An 18328-nucleotide genomic window follows, 5' to 3' on the forward strand; every position below is an offset into this window, starting at 1 on the left:
TTTTCAAAATGTGTGTTCGACTTGGTATTCCACGTCGGCGTACCTCTCCCAATCCACGCAATCAGTCCCCTCTCCCTCCGGGAGAGGGCTAGGGTGAGGGGCCTTTGATCTTGATCGGGCTGTTGATTTTGATCTGGCTTTTGATTTTCAGCCCCTTCGGCAGGCCGAGCGTAGGTGTCCATCCGGGGATCAGGCGCGTAGCGCCGTGCGGCGCAGCCGCACACATCGAGAGGAGGTGCAGCGGAGCAAACCGTAGGCGATGTCCCCGGATGGACACCGTAGCGAGGGAACACTGAGCCTCAGCGAAGTGCCGTACGCCGGGGCCAAGCCTTTTCGGTTACCTTTTCGGCGTTTGGAAAAGGTGACTCGCTGTAAGAGCGAAACCGCCAGTAGCAGCAACCGCAGCAACGGATATGCTCACATAACCAAAACCCAACCCCATTGACCGGTCACCACCCGATGCGTAGCCTTGCGCATTCGAGGTTCTTCGGCCGATGCCGAAGCTAAGAAGGGAACGCGGTCAATGCCGCGGCTGCCCCCGCAACTGTGAACGGCGCTGTTCGCTGCCACGCCACTGCCAGCTCAACCCATGAGCCAGCGGGAAGGCGCAGCCAACGCCAGGCCCCGCGCCTGAACGCCGTCAGCCAGGAGACCTGCCTCGTCACAGATTCTCAATTTCAACCGGGCGGGGTGATCCGGTGGCGAACTCTCCGGGCACGCACGCGCGTTGCCGGTTCTCGTCCCGTATGCCCGCCGCTTGCCAAAGGGCATACCGATGAAAACACTGGCCAAACTCCCCGTCACCATCGTCACCGGCTTCCTCGGCTCGGGCAAAACCACGCTGCTGCGGCACATGCTCGACAACGCTCAGGGCCGTCGCATCGCGGTGATCGTCAACGAGTTTGGCGAGTTGGGCATCGACGGTGAAATCCTCAAGCAATGCACCATCGGTTGCAGCGAAGAAGAAGCGGTTGGCCGCGTGTACGAACTGGCCAACGGCTGCCTGTGCTGCACCGTTCAAGAAGAATTCTTCCCGGTGATGCGCGAACTGGTCGCCCGTCGCGGCGACCTCGACCATATCCTCATCGAAACCTCGGGTCTGGCCCTGCCAAAACCATTGGTGCAAGCCTTCCAGTGGCCGGAAATCCGCAGCGCCTGCACCGTTGATGCGGTGATCACCGTGGTCGACAGCCCGGCCGTAGCCGCCGGCACCTTCGCCGCGTTTCCGGATCAGGTCGACGCGCAGCGTAAACTCGACCCGAACCTCGATCACGAATCGCCTCTGCACGAGCTGTTCGCTGATCAACTGGCCAGCGCCGACTTGGTAATCCTCAACAAGGCCGATCAGACCAGCCAGGAAGACCTCGCTCGCGTTCGCGCTGAAGTCGCCGAAGAATTGCCGCCCGCCGTCAAAATCATCGAAGCCAGCAACGGTCGTGTGCCGCTCGACGTATTGATCGGTCTCGGCGCCAGTTCCGAAGAGCACATCGACAGCCGCCACAGCCATCACGATCACCATCACGGTGAAGGCGATGACGACCACGATGACCACGATCACGACGCTTTCGATTCGATCTCCATCGAACTGCCGCAAGCCGACGAAAGCCTGCTGCTCGATGCCCTGACGCAACTGGTGGTGAAGCACGGCATCCTCCGTGTCAAAGGTTTCGCCGCCATTCCGAACAAGCCAATGCGTCTGTTAATTCAGGGCGTGGGCACGCGTTTCGACAAGCATTTCGACCGTCAGTGGGGCGCCGATGAAGCGCGCGTCACGCGTCTGGTGTTGATTGGTCAGGAACTCGATGCCGCCCAACTCGAAGCGCAACTGCGCGCCGCGCTCAGCGTTTAAACCATGCACCTGCTCAGGACTCAGCCCGGCGGTTTCGTCTCGGATGACAACATTGCCGACCTTGGCCAAACCCCCGCCGAGCTGGTGATCCTGTGCAGCGGCGACTCCAGTCTGGCGCTGCTCGCCGAAGCGGCGCAGCAGTTGCCTGAGGATTATCCGAGCCTGCGTCTGGCCAATCCGATGCAGGTGCAGAATCACGCTTCGGTCGATTTGTACGTCGATGAAGTGCTGCGCCACGCCAAGGTGATTCTGATTTCGCTGCACGGCGGCATCGCCTATTGGCGGTATGGCGTCGAGCGTCTGGTCGAGTTGGCCGAACGCGGCGTGCAGGTGATTCTGGTGCCGGGCGATGATCGTCCCGATCCGGAACTCAGCGACTTGAGCACCGTTAATGCCGAGGATCGCGACCGCCTCTGGCAGTTCTTGCGTCAGGGCGGTCTGGGCAATGCGCTGGATTTCTTCCGCTGCATGGCCAACCGTTGGCTCGCCCGCGATTACGCATGGGATGAGCCGCAAACCCTGCCACGCACGGCGATTTACCACCCGACTAAAAACACTGCTGCACTGAGTGACTGGCAAGCCGAATGGCTGCCTGCGCAACCGGTCGCGGCAGTGCTGTTTTACCGCTCGCATTTGCAAGCGGCGAACACCGCGTTCATCGATGTTTTTTGCCAGCGCTTGCAGGCGGCGGGGCTTAATCCGCTGCCGATTGCGGTGGCCAGTTTGAAAGAGCCCGGCTGCCTCGCGGTGGTCGAGGATTGGCTGGACGAGGTCGAGGCGGGGGTGATTTTGAACACCACCGGTTTCGCCCAGTCCAGCCCCGAAGCGCCGCACCTGCGGCCGTTTCGCCGCAACATTCCGGTGATTCAGGCGATCTGCGCGCAGGACAACGAGCCCGGCTGGCGCGACAGCGAGCAGGGCCTCGGCCCGCGTGATCTGGCGATGCACATTGCCTTGCCGGAACTCGACGGGCGCATCATCAGCCGGCCGATCAGCTTCAAGGATCTGGCGTGGCGCAGCGAGCGCAGTCAGTCCGATGTGGTCTGCTATCGCGCGCAGCCTGAGCGCATGGATTTTGTCGCCGAGCTGGCGCGGCGCTGGATCGAACTGGCGCGGGTGCCGAATGGTGAAAAACGCATCGCGTTGATTCTTGCCAACTACCCGACCCGCGATGGGCGCATCGGCAATGGCGTCGGCCTCGACACCCCGGCGGCGGCGCTGAATATTCTTCGCGCGTTGCAGGCCGAGGGTTATCCGATCTCGTCAGAATTGCCGGGCAGCGGCACCGAGTTGATCCAGCAATTGCTCGGTGGCGTCAGCAACGATCTCGACACCATTGACCTGCGTCCGTGCCAGCAAAGCCTGGCGATGGACGCTTATTTAGCGATGTTCAACGCACTGCCGGAGGCCAATCGCGCTGCGGTAATTGAGCGTTGGGGATCGCCGCAAAACGATCCGATGTGCCGTGACGGCCGCATGATGATCGCCGGTCTGCGCTTCGGCCTGACCTTCGTCGGCATTCAACCGGCGCGCGGTTATCAGGTTGATCCGAGCGCGGTTTATCACGATCCGGATCTGGTGCCGCCGCACGGCTATCTGGCGTTCTATTTCTGGTTGCGCAACACCTACGGCGCCCACGGCGTGATCCACGTCGGCAAGCACGGCAACCTCGAATGGCTGCCGGGCAAAGGCGTCGGGCTCTCGGAGAACTGCTGGCCGGACGCGCTGCTCGGGCCGCTGCCGAATATCTATCCGTTTATCGTCAACGATCCGGGCGAGGGCGCCCAAGCCAAGCGGCGCACGCAAGCGGTGATCATCGACCACCTGATGCCGCCGCTGACCCGCGCCGAAACCTACGGGCCGCTGCGCAATCTGGAACTGTTGGCCGACGAATATTACGAGGCGCAACTGCTTGATCCGCGCCGCGCCCGTGAGTTGCAGCGCGACATTCTGCAACTGGTGCGTGATACGCAGATTGATCGTGAGTTGCAGCTTGATGCCGGGCTGGACAGCGACGCCGATGCGGCGATCTGGCTGCCGCGTCTGGACACGTATTTGTGTGATCTGAAGGAATCGCAGATTCGCGATGGCTTGCATATTTTCGGCGAGTCGCCGACGGGGCGCTTGCGCATTGATACGTTGTTGGCGCTTCTGCGTATCCCACGAGGTGACGGCAAAGGCGCGCAATCGAGTCTGTTGCGAGCACTCGCCAAGGCATTCGAACTGGGTTTCGATCCACTCGATTGTGCGTTGGCCGAGCCATGGACAGGCCCACGTCCCGCAGCACTGCAATCGCAAAGCGACGAATCCTGGCGCACCGCCGGCGACACCCGCGAACGCCTCGAACTCTTCGCCACAACCCTAATCTCCGAAACACTACAAACCCCCTGTAGGAGTGAGCCTGCTCGCGATAGCGGAGTGTCAGCCAACATTGAATTTACTGACACACCGCTATCGCGAGCAGGCTCACTCCTACAGGAACCGCGTTGGGCGGAGGTCTGCGCAATCATTGAGAATCTGCGCGAAGTCGTCGCCCCACGCCTCGACGCCTGCGGCCCCGCCGAAATGCGTGGCCTGCTCGACGCCCTCAGCGGCCGCTTCGTCCCCGCAGGCCCCAGCGGCGCACCCAGCCGTGGCCGCCTCGACGTCCTGCCCACCGGGCGCAATTTCTACTCGGTCGACGTACGCAACCTGCCCACCACCACTGCGTGGCGCATCGGTTTCCAGTCGGCCACGTTGATCCTCGAACGCCACCTGCAAGACCACGGCGATCACTTGCGCCAGCTCGGCCTCTCCGTGTGGGGCACCGCGACCATGCGCACCGGCGGTGACGACATCGCACAAGCCATGGCGCTGATGGGCGTGCGTCCAGTGTGGGCGACGGGCAGTCAGCGTGTCGACGATTTCGAGATTCTGCCGCTGAGCCTGCTCGACCGCCCGCGTGTCGACGTCACGCTGCGCGTCTCCGGATTCTTCCGCGATGCCTTCGCCAATCTGATTCGCCTGTTCGACGCCGCCGTGCAAGCCGTTGCCGCGCTGGATGAGCCGGATGACCTCAATCCGCTGGCCGCGAAAGTCCGCGCCGAACGCGAGGCGCTGCTGCAATCCGGCCTCGACGAAGACACTGCACGACGTCAGGCCGGTTGGCGGATTTTCGGCGCCAAACCCGGTGCCTACGGTGCGGGCGTGCAGGGCGCCATCGACGGTCGCTTGTGGCAAAGCCGCGACGATCTCGCCGAGGTTTATCTGAACTGGGGCGCCTACGCTTACGGCGGTTCTGACGAAGGCACTGCCGCCCGCGAACAATTCGTCCAGCGCCTGAGCCAGGTGCAAGCGGTGTTGCAGAATCAGGACAACCGAGAGCACGACTTGCTCGATTCCAACGACTACTACCAATTCCAGGGCGGCATGCTCGCCGCCGTCGAAACGTTGCGCGGCGAAGCGGCGGCCAGTTATCACGGCGATCACAGCCAGCCGGATCTGCCGAAAATCCGCACGTTGAAGGAAGAGCTGAACCGGGTGATTCGCTCGCGGGCAGCCAATCCGAAATGGATCGACGGGGTCAAGCGTCACGGCTACAAAGGCGCGTTTGAAATGGCGGCGACGGTCGACAACCTGTTCGCGTTTGATGCGACGACGCAGTTGATCGATGATCACCAGTACGCGTTGCTGGCGGATGCGTATTTGCTCGATCCGGCGACGCGGGATTTTGTCCGTGAGCATAATCCGCATGCGCTGCGTGATATGACTGAGCGGATGCTAGAGGCGCAGCAGCGCGGGATGTGGCAGGAGCCGGGGGCTTATAAAGAAGCGCTGGAGAATCTGTTGTTGGACATAGAAGAAAATATCTAGTGCGATTCCTTGTAGGAGTGAGCCTGCTCGCGATAGCAGTGTGTCAGTTAACTCGTTGTAGGCTGACACACCGCCATCGCGAGCAGGCTCACTCCCACAATTAAAAGCATTTCACCGACCATGACCGAGTAATGATGATGACCGACACCCCGCATTTCCCCCTCTCCGCCGTGGTCGGCGCCGATGACTTGAAACTCGCCCTGTGCCTCACCGCCATTGACCCGAAAATCGGCGGCGTGCTCATCGAAGGCCCGCGCGGCATGGCCAAATCGACCCTGGCCCGTGGCCTCGCCGATCTGCTCGCCAGCGGCCAGTTTGTCACCTTGCCGCTGGGCGCCACCGAGGAACGTCTGGTCGGCACCCTCGACCTCGACGCGGCCCTCAGCGATGGCCGCGCGCAATTCTCTCCCGGCGTTTTGGCCAAGGCCGACGGCGGTGTGCTTTACGTCGATGAGGTCAATCTGCTGCCCGATCACCTCGTCGATCTGCTCCTCGACGTCGCCGCCAGCGGCACCAACCTGATCGAGCGAGACGGCATCTCCCATCGCCACTCGGCGCGGTTTGTGTTGATCGGCACGATGAACCCGGAAGAGGGCGAGTTGCGTCCACAATTGCTCGACCGTTTCGGTTTGAATGTCGCCCTCAGCGGCCACACCGCGCCGACCGAGCGCGGGCAAATCATTCGACGTCGGCTGGATTTCGACAGCGATCCGCAAGGGTTTTGCGCGCAGTGGGAAACCCAGCAACAAGCCCTGCGCGAGCGTTGCGAGCATGCGCGAAGTGCATTGGCCAACATCCCGCTGGACGACGCCGCACTGGCGCAGATCACTGAGCGTTGCTTCGCTGCCGGTGTCGACGGTTTGCGCGCGGATCTGGTGTGGTTGCGCGCCGCTCGGGCGCACGCGGCATGGCGCGGTGCAGAGGCGATCAGCGAAGCGGATATCGACGCCGTTGCTGAATTCGCACTGCGCCATCGCCGTCGCGAGCAGTCCGTGTCGAGTCCGCAACAACCACCGCAATCGCCGAGCAACGCTCAATCCGAACCAAGCGAAGGGCAGGGGCAGTGGGGCGATATGCCCGCGCCGGCCCTCGCCACCGGTGCTCGCCGCGAAGTGCCGAGCTGGCCAAAAAAGCTTTAGGCATTCGCCCCCGATCCGACGCGGGGGCGAATGCCAGACCCCGCGCTGGTCGGCTGCACAACGGACGCCAAGGCAAACGCCACGCCGCTCGCAGCGGTTCGGTGAACTGGCCGGCGACGCTGCTCAACGGCCGCCCGCAAACTCGCGCCGATTTGCTCTTTCAACTGCGCACCCGTACGCCGCATGAGTTGTGGCTGGTGATAGTCGATGCCTCGGCGTCTACCCGCCGGCATCAGGCCTTGAGCGATGCCAAAGGTCTGCTCGCGCAACTGTTCGATGATGCTTATCGCCAGCGCGCGCCGTTGGCGTTGCTGACGGCCAGTGGATCAACGCCGAAGTGGCAGGTGCAGGGGTTGAAAGCGTCAAGTGGCTTGCGCGTCTGGCTTGATGCCCTGGGCGCGGGCGGTGGCACGCCGTTGGTGGCAGCGTTGGCACAGGCGCAGCAATGGTTGACGGTGCGGCGCAAGCGTTTTCCAGCTGAACAACAGCGGTTGCTGGTGGTGACGGATGGGCGGTTGAAGGCGTGGTCAGGGTTGCCTGCGCTGGCGTGTCCGGGGCTGTTGATCGATATTGAGCGAGGGCCGATTCGATTGGGGCGGGCGCGGGAATTGGCGGCGGAGCTGGCGGCTGAGTATCGGCATATTGATGAGCTGCTGTCGGTCTGACATTTGTGCGCTTTCAGAATCGAATCGCGAGCAGGCTCACTCCTACATTTGAAATGCGTTCCCCTGTAGGAGTGAGCCTGCTCGCGATGGCGTCAACTCGGTCTTAAGAAATCAACGACGACCGAGCAGCAACCCCACCACCAGACCAAAACCGGCCGAGATGGCCACGGTCTGCCATGGATGGCCGCCGATGTAGCTTTCGGTGGCGTCTACCGCAGGCTTGGTACGGTCGCGCACGCTCGACACCGATTCCAGTGCCTGCTGCAATTTCTGGGCGATTTGCCCGCGCAGGGTTTCCGCTTCCTCGCCAACCAGTGAAGCGCTGTTCTTCAGCAGTTTGTCGGATTCTTCGATCAACGCCTGAAGCTCACTGAAGGCTTGATCCTTGATTTGATCCTGGGCGGCTTGCACGGCGGATTTCCGGGCCATTGGGTGACTCCTTGCAGTTGAATGGACGTGATCAATGGAGTGCGACGGTGCGCGAAAAGTTGCACTGAATGTAGATCAACAGGCAAAACCTGCGCAGGAGATTTCCGCCGAGCGTGTAAGATGTCGCCATTTTACGCAGCAGGATAAATCCCCATGAGTTTCAATCTGGCCGACAAATCCCTCGCTGAGCGCGCGGCGCTCGAGGACGAGAAATCCCGTCTGTTCGAACTCTGGCAGAACAATCTGGGCAAAGCCAAAGGCGAAGCAGCTCGTTTGTTCGGCGAGCGCGGCAAGCGCAAAGGCAAATGGGCGGAATGGGTACGTTCGGAACTGGACACCATGTCGCCGCCGGAATTCGCCAACATGGTGCGCAGTGAAGTCAATCGCCTGATGGCGGCGAACAAGTAACGCCTCAGCCCGGTGTGAACGTGGCGGCAATCGCCTCGCGAACCTTCACCACCACTGGATCGATCTGTGTGCTGGTGCGCCAGCCGAGTTCGATCGGATAACGCGGCAACGGCAGCGGGCAGGGCAGCAACGTCAGCCCGCTGATCGCCGCGATACTCTCGGCGGCGTGCGTCGGGATGGTCGCCACTGCCTGGCTGCCCTTGAGCAGATAAGGCAGCGCGGCAAAATGCGTGGTCGAGGCGCAGACCCGACGACTCAAACCCAGCGCCGCCAACCCCTCATCGGTAATCCCGATAAATCCCCCGGACGACACCAGCAAGTGCTCGCGCGCTACAAATTCTTGTAGGTCGATCTGCTGCTGACCGGGCGCCAGGCTCGCCGGATCGACCAGGCACGCATAACCGCCTTCACCCAACACCTGACGACTGAGCAACCGCTCGGCAAAACCGCCGGCGGTGATCGCTAGATCAATGCTGCGCTCCATCAGATCGCGGGCGACGATCTGGCTGTGGGTCTGGCGGAAGATCAGGCGCAACTTCGGCGCGCTGCGGGCAATTTCCTCGATCAGGCGCCGGCCGTAAGCGATCTCGAAATCATCCGACAGACCCACCGTCACCGAGCGCCCCTCGTACTGCTGCGTGCTCGGGTCGACCATCGCCAGACTCTGCCGACACTTGTTCAACGCCTCGCTGACCACCGGTTTCAACTGATTGGCTTTCAGCGTTGGCGCCAGACCGCGCCCGGTGCGCACAAACAATTGGTCACCGTACACATCGCGCAAACGCCGTAACGCCGCGCTGACCGCCGATTGCGTCACGCCCAGACGCAGTGCCGCGCGGCTGGCGCTGGACTCTTCATGCAGGGCTTCGAAGACTTTAAGCAGATTGAGGTCGACGGTGGCGATATTCATAGGGCTCATATCATTCAGCAGTGAATCGGGCTTTATTCATGATCCCGTGCGGCCGGAGAATCAGCAACACCTGATCTTATGGAGTGAACCGACATGGCCAAATCAATTGTTGCTGCGCTGCAAATCGGCTCCTTGCCGGGTGGCAAAGGCGAAACCCTCGAACAGATCCTCAGTTATGAAGCGGCCATCGTTGAGTCCGGCGCTGCGTTGGTGGTAATGCCGGAAGCGCTGCTCGGCGGCTATCCGAAAGGCGAGGGCTTCGGCACGCAATTGGGCTATCGCTTGCCGGAAGGGCGTGAGGCGTATGCGCGGTATTTTGCCAACGCCATCGATGTGCCGGGTGTCGAGACTGAGGCGCTGGCCGGTTTGTCGGCGCGCACCGGCGCCAATCTGGTGATCGGCGTGATTGAGCGCGCGGGCAGCACGTTGTATTGCACGGTGCTGTATGTCGATCCGCAGGAGGGTTTGGTCGCAAAGCACCGAAAGCTGATGCCGACCGGTACTGAACGGCTGATCTGGGGCAAGGGCGATGGCTCGACGCTGCCAGTGCTCGACTCGCAGGTGGGCAAGCTCGGCGCGGTGGTCTGCTGGGAAAACATGATGCCGCTGTTGCGCACCGCGATGTACGCCAAGGGCGTAGAAGTGTGGTGCGCGCCGACGGTTGATGAGCGTGAAATGTGGCAGGTCAGCATGCGCCACATTGCTCATGAAGGGCGCTGTTTTGTGGTCAGTGCGTGCCAGGTGCAGGCGTCGCCTAGCGAGTTGGGTGTGGACATTGCCAACTGGCCTGCCGAGCGACCATTGATCGCCGGCGGCAGCGTGATCATCGGGCCGATGGGCGACGTTCTGGCCGGGCCGCTGCGCAATGAAGCCGGCCTGATCAGCGCAGAAATCGACACGGATGATTTGATCCGCGCGCGTTACGACTACGACGTCGTCGGCCACTACGCCCGCCCGGACATCTTCGAACTCAGCGTCGACGAACGCGCAAAACCAGGCGTGCGGTTCACCCAATAACCCCAAACCACCGCGGACTTTGTAGGTGCCGAGCTTGCTCGCGAAAGCGGCGTGACAGCCAACATCACCGGCACTGACCCAGCGCCTTCGCGAGCAAGCCCGCTCCCACAGGTTTCAGCGGTGTTCATAAAACCGGCAGGCTCACTCCTACACAAACCACCTGCAAACCACACAACCTCTGGGGGAACGCAGTTCAATTGTGGGAGCGGGCTTGCTCGCGAAAGCGTTATCCCAGCCAACAACCAACCCAACTGACACCCCAAAATTTATACCCCCACAGCCCAATCACGCAGCAGATGGCCCAATCGCGCAGCCATTTCGCGACAAACCGAAACTGTCATATTCCGTATCACTTCGCTCCGCATAGTCAGCAGCCCAACGCTTAAACAATGAGGCTGCACCGTGTTTCAACGTCTTGTGTGTTCGCTGTCCGTACTGAGCCTGTCCATCGCCGCTGCTCACGCTGCCGAGTCCGTGCCCCTCGACACGCCGCGCTTGAAAAGCATCGACAACTTCCGCGATGTCGCCGGCATCACCACTGCCTATTCCACCGCCCACGACGGCACCATGCGCGCGGGCGTGTTCTACCGCTCCAACGCGATCACGCCGTCGGCGGCGGACTTGGCGACGCTCAACAGCCTCGGCATCAAAGCCGTCTACGACCTGCGCACCCCGAGCGAAATCGCCGGCACGCCCGACACCATGCTCAACGGCGCGAATTACCAAAACATCGACATCATCGGCTCCACCACCTCCGGCTCGAACATCACCAACATCAGTTTCAACAGCGCCGCCGACGCCGTCGCCATGATGGAACAGACCAACCGTGCCTTCGTCAACGATGCCGGCATGCGCAGCCAGTTCGGCACGCTATTCAACGCGCTGGCCAGCGTCGACGCCGCGCAACTGTTCCACTGCACCGCCGGTAAAGACCGCACCGGCTGACCGCCGCCGTGTTGCAAAGCATCGCCGGTGTCGACAACGCAACCATCATGGCCAACTACCTCGCGACCAACGACTACACCGCCGCCCGCGTCGCCGCCACATTGAAAGCGATGCCGCCAAGCATGGCCGCCGTCTACGGGCCGCTGCTCGGCGTGCAGGCCAGCTACTTGCAGGCCGGTCTCGATGAAGTCACCGCGCAATACGGCACGATGGACAACTACCTCAAACAAGGCCTCGGCCTGTCGCAGGAAACCATCTACGTCCTGCGCGGCAAACTCGTCGAATACAACAGCCTGCCGGGTCAGGCCGGATTGATCGGCAACGCCGCTGCCGGCGCCGAACTGCTCCGCGAATTACAAAACACCAATCTGTCCGGCACCTACAGCGCCTACAACTATTACCTGCAATCGGCCATCGACGCCGGCACCCTCGGCGGTGTCGAATCCCAGGTCGGCGGCCAGGTGCACGCCGACGCCGCCAGCTACTTGCTGCGTCAAAACGCGATGATCGAACAAGCCGCCGCACCGTTCGCTAGCGGCACCGACCTCAAAGTCGGCCAATACCGCTTGTGGACGACCGCGCTGGCCGGCTACCTCGGCACCGACGGCTCGTCCCACGCCGAAAGCAGCAACGAACACAGCCAAGGCCTGATGGTCGGGGTCACCCAACGCTTCAGCGAACAACTCAGCGCACGCGGCGGTTTCGGCTACAGCAAAGGCACCGTCGGCGGCGCGGGGGGCGAAGCTGACACCGACTTCACCTTCCTCAACGTCGGCGCCCGCTACGGCTTCACCAGCCTGGAACAAGGCCTGTTCGTCGACGCCAACGCCAGCGCCGGCTACATCGACTACGACAGCAAACGCGACCTCGGCGGCGGCCTCGGCTCAGCGAAGGGCGACACCCACGGCAACCTCACCGGCGCCACGCTGGCCCTCGGCTACCGCGCCCCGGTCAACGGCATGGTTTTCGAGCCGAGCCTGGGCTTTCGCATCAGCCACCTCGACCTCAACGGCTTCACAGAGAAGGGCAGCGAACTGGCCCTCGACGTCGACGACAACACCGCCACCCGCCGCAGCGCCGTCGCCAACCTCAACGTCGGTTTCGCCCCGGTGGCGATGGGCGCATGGCAACTGGTGCCGGGCGTACAAGTGGGTTACGAACGCACACTGGGGGATAACGAAGTCGACAGCCAAAGCCACCTGCTAGGGCTGGATATCGAACAACGCGCCGCCTTCGACAACCGCGATCAGTTCACTGGCGGGGTCAACGTCATGGCCAGCCTCGGCGCCCTGAGCCTGGGCGCAGAAATCGGCGCCAATGGCGGCGGCGACAGCCACGGCTTCAACGGCGGCCTAAAAGCCAGCTACGCCTTCTAAAACAAACCAGGGTCAAGGACGACCCTAAATCTACTAAACACCCAAAACCCAATGTGGGAGCGAGCCTGCTCGCGAATGCGCAGGATCAACCAACATCAACGTCGACTGACTCACAGGCTTCGCGAGCAGGCTCGCTCCCACAAATACTGTTTCAAGCAACTAACCAGTCACCCAAAAGCCCCTCACCCTAGCCCTCTCCCGGAGGGAGAGGGGACTGACCGCGTGGATAGGGAGAGCTACACCGACGTGGCATACCGAGTCGAACTCAAATTTTGAAAAACCCACCAATCGGCTCCCTCTCCCTCGGGAGAGGGCTGGGGTGAGGGGCTGCCCCACCACAAAACCTCAAAGTGACCCCACGCCAAGCAGACCATCGGCACGGTGCGCCGTTTCGCTAAATCTCCTCACCACAACGGTATCCCAATCTACTAATGAGTAACCCCAAATCCATCAGCCTGACCCTGCAGCCCTGAGATTCAACCAACAACCCAAATACCCTCACCACAACGGTGTCCCAAGCTACTAATGAGTCACCCCAGATCCATCAGCCTGACCCTGCAGCCCTGAGATTCAACCAATAACCTGAAGAATCACACCACCCCCTTGTGGCGAGGGGATTTATCCCCGTTGGGTCGCGCAGCGGCCCCAAAATGGGCCTGCTACGCAGTCCATCGGGGCGGTGCGACGTTTCGCTAAATCCCCTCGCCACAATTAACCCTACAGCTTCAAAATCCAATCACCCCCGAGCCCGAAACTCCGCCGGACTCACCCCATAAGCCCCCTGAAAATACTGACAAAACCGCCCCACATTACTAAACCCAAACCTCAACGCCACCTCCGTCACCGACCCCGACTCCCGCCGCGCCAACACCTCATAAGCCCGCTCCAGCCGCACCTGCCGCTGATACGCCACAATCGACGTCCCGACAAACCGCCGAAACCCTTCCTGCAACGCCCGCTGACTCACATTACTCAACCGCGCCAGATCCACACCACTCACCAACTGCTCCGGATGCGCCTGAATAAACTCCATCGCCAACTTCACATGCCGGGGCGCGACCATCGGCGCCGGCCGCCGCAGCGCCTCGGTGAAGTTGTGCGGCCACGCCTCCAGCACCGCATCAATCAACATCTCGCGCAACCGCGACGGCATCAACGTCCCGCTGTTGATCAACGCATCAAACTCCGCGCCCGTCGCCAGATCAATCAACGCCTTGATCCCCTGAAACGCCGCCGAGTCCAGATTCACACTCGGCTCAAACACAATCCTTTCCAGAATCGGTTTACCCAACAGCGCCGACAACCGCTCCGTCAACTGATGCCGATTCACCGAAATCCCATGATGCGCATGATCATCAAAAAACCGCATCGAGCGAATCTCAGCCTTATCAATCGCCAGCCCCACCTGCGTCACGCCCACAGACTCCGTCGCATGGTTAAAAACAATCTTGCCCGCCGTAGGAATGACAAACGTAATCTCATCCTGCTGATCCGGAAAAGACACCGTGAAATCGCCGTGATAATGCATCCGCCGAAAACTCACACCATCGTGCCGCCCGTAAACCCCACCAATAATGATGTTCGACGGCAGCGGCGGATTGTCGGCATAGCGATTACCAAACAACTTCGAAAAAAGTGCACCGAAGTCATCCGAACGGAGGTTGTCGGAGCGCAGGATAATTTGCTGGCGAACGGGAGTCGGAAACACCGTGGCGGCACCTTCGTGTGGGGGCTCTAGGACAGGGGTGTAGGGGTAGGGCGCCGAGGAGATTAGCAGAGGAAATATGACCAGTTTGTGACAGCCGGAAACATGTCGTTACAGCGCCACAGCACGTTTCGGAAAAGTACACTCGGCAGGCCTTTGCCGACATGGCAACCTGCTCGCCACTGTACCCAGCGAACAAACAGCGGCACCGCGCCGAGCGCCTGGCCCTGTTTGACGTGACCTGAAAGACTTGAAGAACATTGGAGCGGCAATGCAAGCCAACACGCAAACACTCCCCATCACCCTGACCCCGGAACTCGACTTCGACCAAAACGCCGCCAGCGCTTTCGGCGAATCGCTGACCAGCGAATACACCCAAGCCACGCCATTCCCGCACATCGTCATCGACAACTTCCTGCAAGCTGACGTCATCGCCAGCATCCGCCAACACTTCCCGGTCGAACCGACAAACAACGAACAAATCTACGAGCGCGGCTACAAAGGCCAACTCAAACGCCAGATCAGCCCCAACGCCTGCAGCCCGTACCTGAAGAACGTGTTCAACACCTTCAACTCCGCACCGATGCTGGAATTCCTCGAAAAACTCACCGGCATTCAAGGGCTGATTCCAGACCCTTACTTCGCGGGCGGCGGATTACATGAAACCAAAACCGGCGGCTTCCTGGGCGTGCATTCGGATTTTCGGCTGAACAAAAAGCTCAACGTTGAGCGGCGGTTGAACGTGATTATTTACCTGACAGAGGACTGGCAGGAGGAGTACGGGGGCAACCTGGAGCTTTGGGATGTGGGGATGAAGAAATGCCTGAAGAAGGTGCTGCCGGTTTATAACCGGTGTGTGATTTTTAATACGGATAAGGATAGTAATCATGGTCATCCGGAGCCGTTGACTACGCCGGAGCACATCACTCGACGGTCGATTGCGCTTTATTACTACACGGCGAGTGGGGTGGGTGGGGAGCCGGGGCAGAGGAATAAAACGCACTATAAGCCGCGGCCGAAGGATCGGTGGAGCGTGACGTACTACGTGGAAAAACTGTTTAGGAAGAAGGGGTGAGAGTTCGCTAGTGAGAGGGCAGGGCCATATTTGTTCATGCGGGGGGAGTAGCTCCCGCTAGGTCTCTTTTCGGCCAAAAGCAGCCGTTTTGAATAGACTGCTTCCGACCAATTTGGACTTAGTACCAATTTGCGCTGCTAGGTCCGCAGCCAATAGTAGAGGTCGTACTTCGACTTCATGTGTTGAGTATGCGGGTTGTTGGAGTCGGGATCTGGAATGGCGATTCGGCGAGACCAAAGAGGGAACCACTTACCATCCCGCATATCGCTTTCGCTAACCATTCGCACATTCTTCAACATTTTTCGCTCGCACGCACCGAATTGGACGAAATTGACCTGCGCCTCGATCAAGCTACATCTATTCGGTCGATCCACCTGGTGAGGGTAATAGAGTTGGAACACGTCATCCTCCCAGAAGCAAATTGGGCAAATGTCGTATGACCCTGGGTGTTCCTCGAAGACTGCATATCCGCAGCATGGGCAGGTAAACATCAGTTTTCACTTATGGGTGGCAGTCTATTGACGGTTGATTTTAGCCACGTGCTGAACGGTTGCAACGGGTCGGTGGCTGCCCTTCATGACAGGCCGCAACCGGCCAAAAGCGGCCCCTCGCAAGTGACCGCTTTCCGGCAAAAAACGGACGCTTGTCTGAACCTGTTTTCGGAAAACGGGCTGCCCACCAATACGGCTCAGCCTGGTTCTAGTACGATTAATAGCGCTCTAGATTCCACGGTATGTTTTGCAAAAAAAGACTACGAGCATCTAACTGATTGAGCTCGCAAATCAGTGTATAAACGAAATACTTGAGTGAGTTACTTCGATTAGCTTTGATTATCCACAGCGTGTAACAAGACTTGAAATCTGGTCACGACTAACTACTGACATGTTCTAGAGAGGAGGACTGAACGACGATTGTAAGAAGTTCACAAGTCTTCCCAATTGCAGCGGAAGATTTCCGATGAAACCTCTGCCTTCGGCCGGTTTCAGCCTTTCGTGAAGGGCTGAAACTGGCCAAAAAGTTTTCGGTTGAGGGCAAACTCAAGACATCCTGCCAAAAGAGTTCTTACTATTGCCCATGCTTAGCAGCAAGTGACCTAACTTCGATTCCGGCCTCACTGTCTTCTCGTCTTCCAAGCACATTAACTGCCTGTGCAGAAGTGAAGGAATCAACCTCCAAACCCATCAAATTAAAATAATCATACGTATATTGCCCTTTAGCACTACCATCGACTATGGAAAACTTCACCATGTTTTTTCTATTGACTTGCTTGCTTTCGCGCGATAGGTGCTGCTCCCATTCATCAAAGCTGGGATGCACAATCAAATAATTTTCTGAACTTTGGTATTTCACTGAATTATTTTTATCCAAAACAAAGTCGTCATCTTCTCCTTTGTATTGCATATTGCATCTTTTGCAGGAGGCAGAAAGATTCCACACGGTATAACTAAGTGAACGGTAGCGATCCTTGCCTTTTGGCAGTATATGCTCGCGATCAATCGTAAAGTGACCAAGGCCATGCAAATTCATCCTGCAATAACAGCAGTTCTCTTCATGCCGGAGTAGATGAAAATCACGCAGCTTATTTTTCGCACTCTGAATATGCTCTCCCTCTACCTTCCATGGACTAGATGAGGCGAGCGCTGCCTGAATAGCAGTCACTTCATCGTCTGTCAAATTGATCTCAGTCAACCGTGGATGATACGCGTCTGCCATATTTAAATACCGTCTGCTGGCTTGGTTTTTATTCTCTTGTTTTTATCTACCTTATCTACCAACTCTAGAACTGCATCAAAAAATTCTCCCTGCTGATTATCAAAACTTTTTTCCTGCATTGTTCTGATTAGGGAAGTCAAATCGCTTCTGCTCAACTGATCTCGCTCAAACCTGTTCATTGCATCTACGATTTCTTCGCTGACGAAGTGGTTAGCAGGCGTAACAACATCAAATGCCTTCCAAAGAATCGCTTCGATTCCCGCGCTGCTAGCCGAACTATGATTAAGCCTCAATCGCACCGGGCCAGTGCCTGTCATTTGATGAACAGAAACTAGATTTGAATGTTCCGCTAACGCCCCTGAAACAACGAGTGGGGAGTGCGTGGCGACGATCACAGATACATTTCGATAGGCTAATGCTGCAATTATTTTGCCAATGTATTCACGTTGCCAAGCGGGATGCAGACTGTTCTCCGGCTCATCTATGAGAACTATCGAGTTTTGCTTTACACTTATAGATAAAAATATCAGAGAGCAGATTAGCGAGAGTTCCCCGGAGCTCGCATTGCTCAGCTCAAACTTATTGCTTCCTTGCTTTTCAAGAAAAACGCTAATCTCCTTTATAATCTTGGCCCGCACCAGAAAACTTTCGCACCTCAATATCGCCGCAAACTCACGGCTTTGAGAAAACTCATGAGTAGACCTCGCTGGATCGATCCAAATCACTTCCCCCGGATTCCAACGAGAGATAAAGCTCTGAGCGATTTCAAAATCCCGCATCCCTTCTTCAGTACCAAAGAAACTACCAGCGTCATCTATGAAGCTTTTAAATTGTTGGATATTTCTCAAAGTGAAGCCTTCTAAGCGAAAGCCGAAGCGAGAATAATACCCACAATACTCGAGTATCGAACTGATATGGTAAAAAGCAGAATCCTCTCGTTTAAGAGCCTCAAGCACAGCTTCTTTAATCATTTTCTTGGGTGATGCACCGAACCGTCCGACTGAAAATTTATTTACGCCCTTCAAACTATTTAGACGCCCATAGGGCGTGTTTGAAAGAACCGTGACACTTCTTCTTTGTCGGTATTCCTTCGCAATATCTAGCAAATAAAAGCTCTTTCCAGATCCGTTAGGCCCTACAATAATCGCTACGGCATCGTCATCCGCAATAGCTTCATTAAACCCAATATCAGTCAGCACCTCAACCTCGCAACTTCCATTTAGATAAAGACGAAACAAATGTTTC

At 58.7% G+C, this 18328-nt stretch carries 13 protein-coding genes, 1 pseudogene and 1 riboswitch; of the genes and pseudogenes, 8 read left to right on the top strand and 6 right to left on the bottom strand.

Features of this window, described 5'->3' with window-relative positions:
* The first annotated feature begins 463 nt into the window (after positions 1-463).
* A riboswitch (cobalamin riboswitch) is annotated at positions 464-675 on the top strand.
* Between the two features lie 100 nt (positions 676-775).
* From cobW to ACZZ0D_RS08720, 4 genes are all read left to right on the top strand, one after another.
* Positions 776-1849, top strand: a complete 1074-nt coding sequence (gene cobW / locus ACZZ0D_RS08705; protein ID WP_463552941.1) for a cobalamin biosynthesis protein CobW — start codon at positions 776-778, stop codon at positions 1847-1849.
* Between the two features lie 3 nt (positions 1850-1852).
* Positions 1853-5701, top strand: coding sequence for a cobaltochelatase subunit CobN (cobN, locus tag ACZZ0D_RS08710; protein ID WP_463552942.1), 3849 nt, complete (start codon positions 1853-1855; stop codon positions 5699-5701).
* A gap of 137 nt (positions 5702-5838) precedes the next feature.
* Positions 5839-6840, top strand: coding sequence for an ATP-binding protein (locus ACZZ0D_RS08715; protein WP_463552943.1), 1002 nt, complete (start codon positions 5839-5841; stop codon positions 6838-6840).
* Positions 6822-7505 carry a vWA domain-containing protein gene (locus ACZZ0D_RS08720; protein WP_463554777.1) on the top strand — a complete coding sequence of 228 codons (684 nt, stop codon included), beginning with the start codon at positions 6822-6824 and terminating at the stop codon, positions 7503-7505. The genes ACZZ0D_RS08715 and ACZZ0D_RS08720 overlap by 19 nt, the downstream gene beginning before the upstream one ends.
* Before the next feature lie 111 nt (positions 7506-7616).
* Here ACZZ0D_RS08720 and ACZZ0D_RS08725 read toward each other — a convergent pair whose 3' ends face one another.
* A complete protein-coding gene (locus tag ACZZ0D_RS08725; RefSeq protein ID WP_008088645.1) occupies positions 7617-7934 on the bottom strand; it encodes an ElaB/YgaM/YqjD family protein in 318 nt (105 codons plus the stop codon).
* A gap of 153 nt (positions 7935-8087) precedes the next feature.
* Here ACZZ0D_RS08725 and ACZZ0D_RS08730 point away from each other — a divergent pair, with 153 nt between their 5' ends.
* Positions 8088-8342 (top strand): hypothetical protein, encoded by a 255-nt coding sequence (locus ACZZ0D_RS08730; protein ID WP_053120827.1) that lies wholly within the window; start codon positions 8088-8090, stop codon positions 8340-8342.
* A 4-nt stretch (positions 8343-8346) separates the two neighbouring features.
* Here ACZZ0D_RS08730 and ACZZ0D_RS08735 read toward each other — a convergent pair whose 3' ends face one another.
* Entirely contained in the window at positions 8347-9261 is a 915-nt protein-coding gene (locus tag ACZZ0D_RS08735) for a LysR family transcriptional regulator (protein ID WP_463552944.1), read from the bottom strand.
* 84 nt (positions 9262-9345) lie between these two features.
* Between ACZZ0D_RS08735 and ACZZ0D_RS08740 the strand changes: the two genes are divergently transcribed.
* Positions 9346-10269, top strand: coding sequence for a carbon-nitrogen hydrolase family protein (locus ACZZ0D_RS08740; RefSeq protein WP_463552945.1), 924 nt, complete (start codon positions 9346-9348; stop codon positions 10267-10269).
* A gap of 402 nt (positions 10270-10671) precedes the next feature.
* Positions 10672-12590 (top strand): annotated as a pseudogene (locus tag ACZZ0D_RS08745) (tyrosine-protein phosphatase).
* Between the two features lie 736 nt (positions 12591-13326).
* Here the strand turns inward: ACZZ0D_RS08745 and ACZZ0D_RS08750 are convergent.
* On the bottom strand, positions 13327-14298 hold the full coding sequence (locus ACZZ0D_RS08750; protein ID WP_401238568.1) for an AraC family transcriptional regulator: 972 nt from the start codon (positions 14296-14298) through the stop codon (positions 13327-13329).
* Positions 14299-14566: 268 nt separating this feature from the next.
* On the opposite strand from ACZZ0D_RS08750, the gene ACZZ0D_RS08755 reads away from it, so the two are divergent.
* Entirely contained in the window at positions 14567-15370 is an 804-nt protein-coding gene (locus tag ACZZ0D_RS08755; protein WP_463552946.1) for a 2OG-Fe(II) oxygenase, read from the top strand.
* 137 nt (positions 15371-15507) lie between these two features.
* Here the strand turns inward: ACZZ0D_RS08755 and ACZZ0D_RS08760 are convergent, their stop codons facing one another.
* From ACZZ0D_RS08760 to ACZZ0D_RS08770, 3 genes are all read right to left on the bottom strand, one after another.
* A complete protein-coding gene (locus ACZZ0D_RS08760) occupies positions 15508-15861 on the bottom strand; it encodes a CPCC family cysteine-rich protein (RefSeq protein WP_463552947.1) in 354 nt (117 codons plus the stop codon).
* Between the two features lie 574 nt (positions 15862-16435).
* Positions 16436-17083 carry an HNH endonuclease gene (locus tag ACZZ0D_RS08765; RefSeq protein ID WP_463552948.1) on the bottom strand — a complete coding sequence of 216 codons (648 nt, stop codon included), beginning with the start codon at positions 17081-17083 and terminating at the stop codon, positions 16436-16438.
* Between the two features lie 2 nt (positions 17084-17085).
* Positions 17086-18282 carry an AAA family ATPase gene (locus ACZZ0D_RS08770; RefSeq protein ID WP_463552949.1) on the bottom strand — a complete coding sequence of 399 codons (1197 nt, stop codon included), beginning with the start codon at positions 18280-18282 and terminating at the stop codon, positions 17086-17088.
* Between the last annotated feature and the right edge of the window lie 46 nt (positions 18283-18328).

The organism is Pseudomonas sp. AC193 (genome assembly GCF_979258075.1).

Coding starts and splice junctions, on each gene's coding strand:
- ACZZ0D_RS08725 (WP_008088645.1), bottom strand. CDS start 7,934: ATGGCCCGGAAATCCGCCGTGCAAGCCGCCCAGGATCAAATCAAGGAT.
- cobN (WP_463552942.1), top strand. CDS start 1,853: ATGCACCTGCTCAGGACTCAGCCCGGCGGTTTCGTCTCGGATGACAAC.
- ACZZ0D_RS08730 (WP_053120827.1), top strand. CDS start 8,088: ATGAGTTTCAATCTGGCCGACAAATCCCTCGCTGAGCGCGCGGCGCTC.
- ACZZ0D_RS08735 (WP_463552944.1), bottom strand. CDS start 9,261: ATGAGCCCTATGAATATCGCCACCGTCGACCTCAATCTGCTTAAAGTC.
- ACZZ0D_RS08740 (WP_463552945.1), top strand. CDS start 9,346: ATGGCCAAATCAATTGTTGCTGCGCTGCAAATCGGCTCCTTGCCGGGT.
- cobW (WP_463552941.1), top strand. CDS start 776: ATGAAAACACTGGCCAAACTCCCCGTCACCATCGTCACCGGCTTCCTC.
- ACZZ0D_RS08765 (WP_463552948.1), bottom strand. CDS start 17,083: ATGGCAGACGCGTATCATCCACGGTTGACTGAGATCAATTTGACAGAC.
- ACZZ0D_RS08755 (WP_463552946.1), top strand. CDS start 14,567: ATGCAAGCCAACACGCAAACACTCCCCATCACCCTGACCCCGGAACTC.
- ACZZ0D_RS08760 (WP_463552947.1), bottom strand. CDS start 15,861: ATGTTTACCTGCCCATGCTGCGGATATGCAGTCTTCGAGGAACACCCA.
- ACZZ0D_RS08715 (WP_463552943.1), top strand. CDS start 5,839: ATGACCGACACCCCGCATTTCCCCCTCTCCGCCGTGGTCGGCGCCGAT.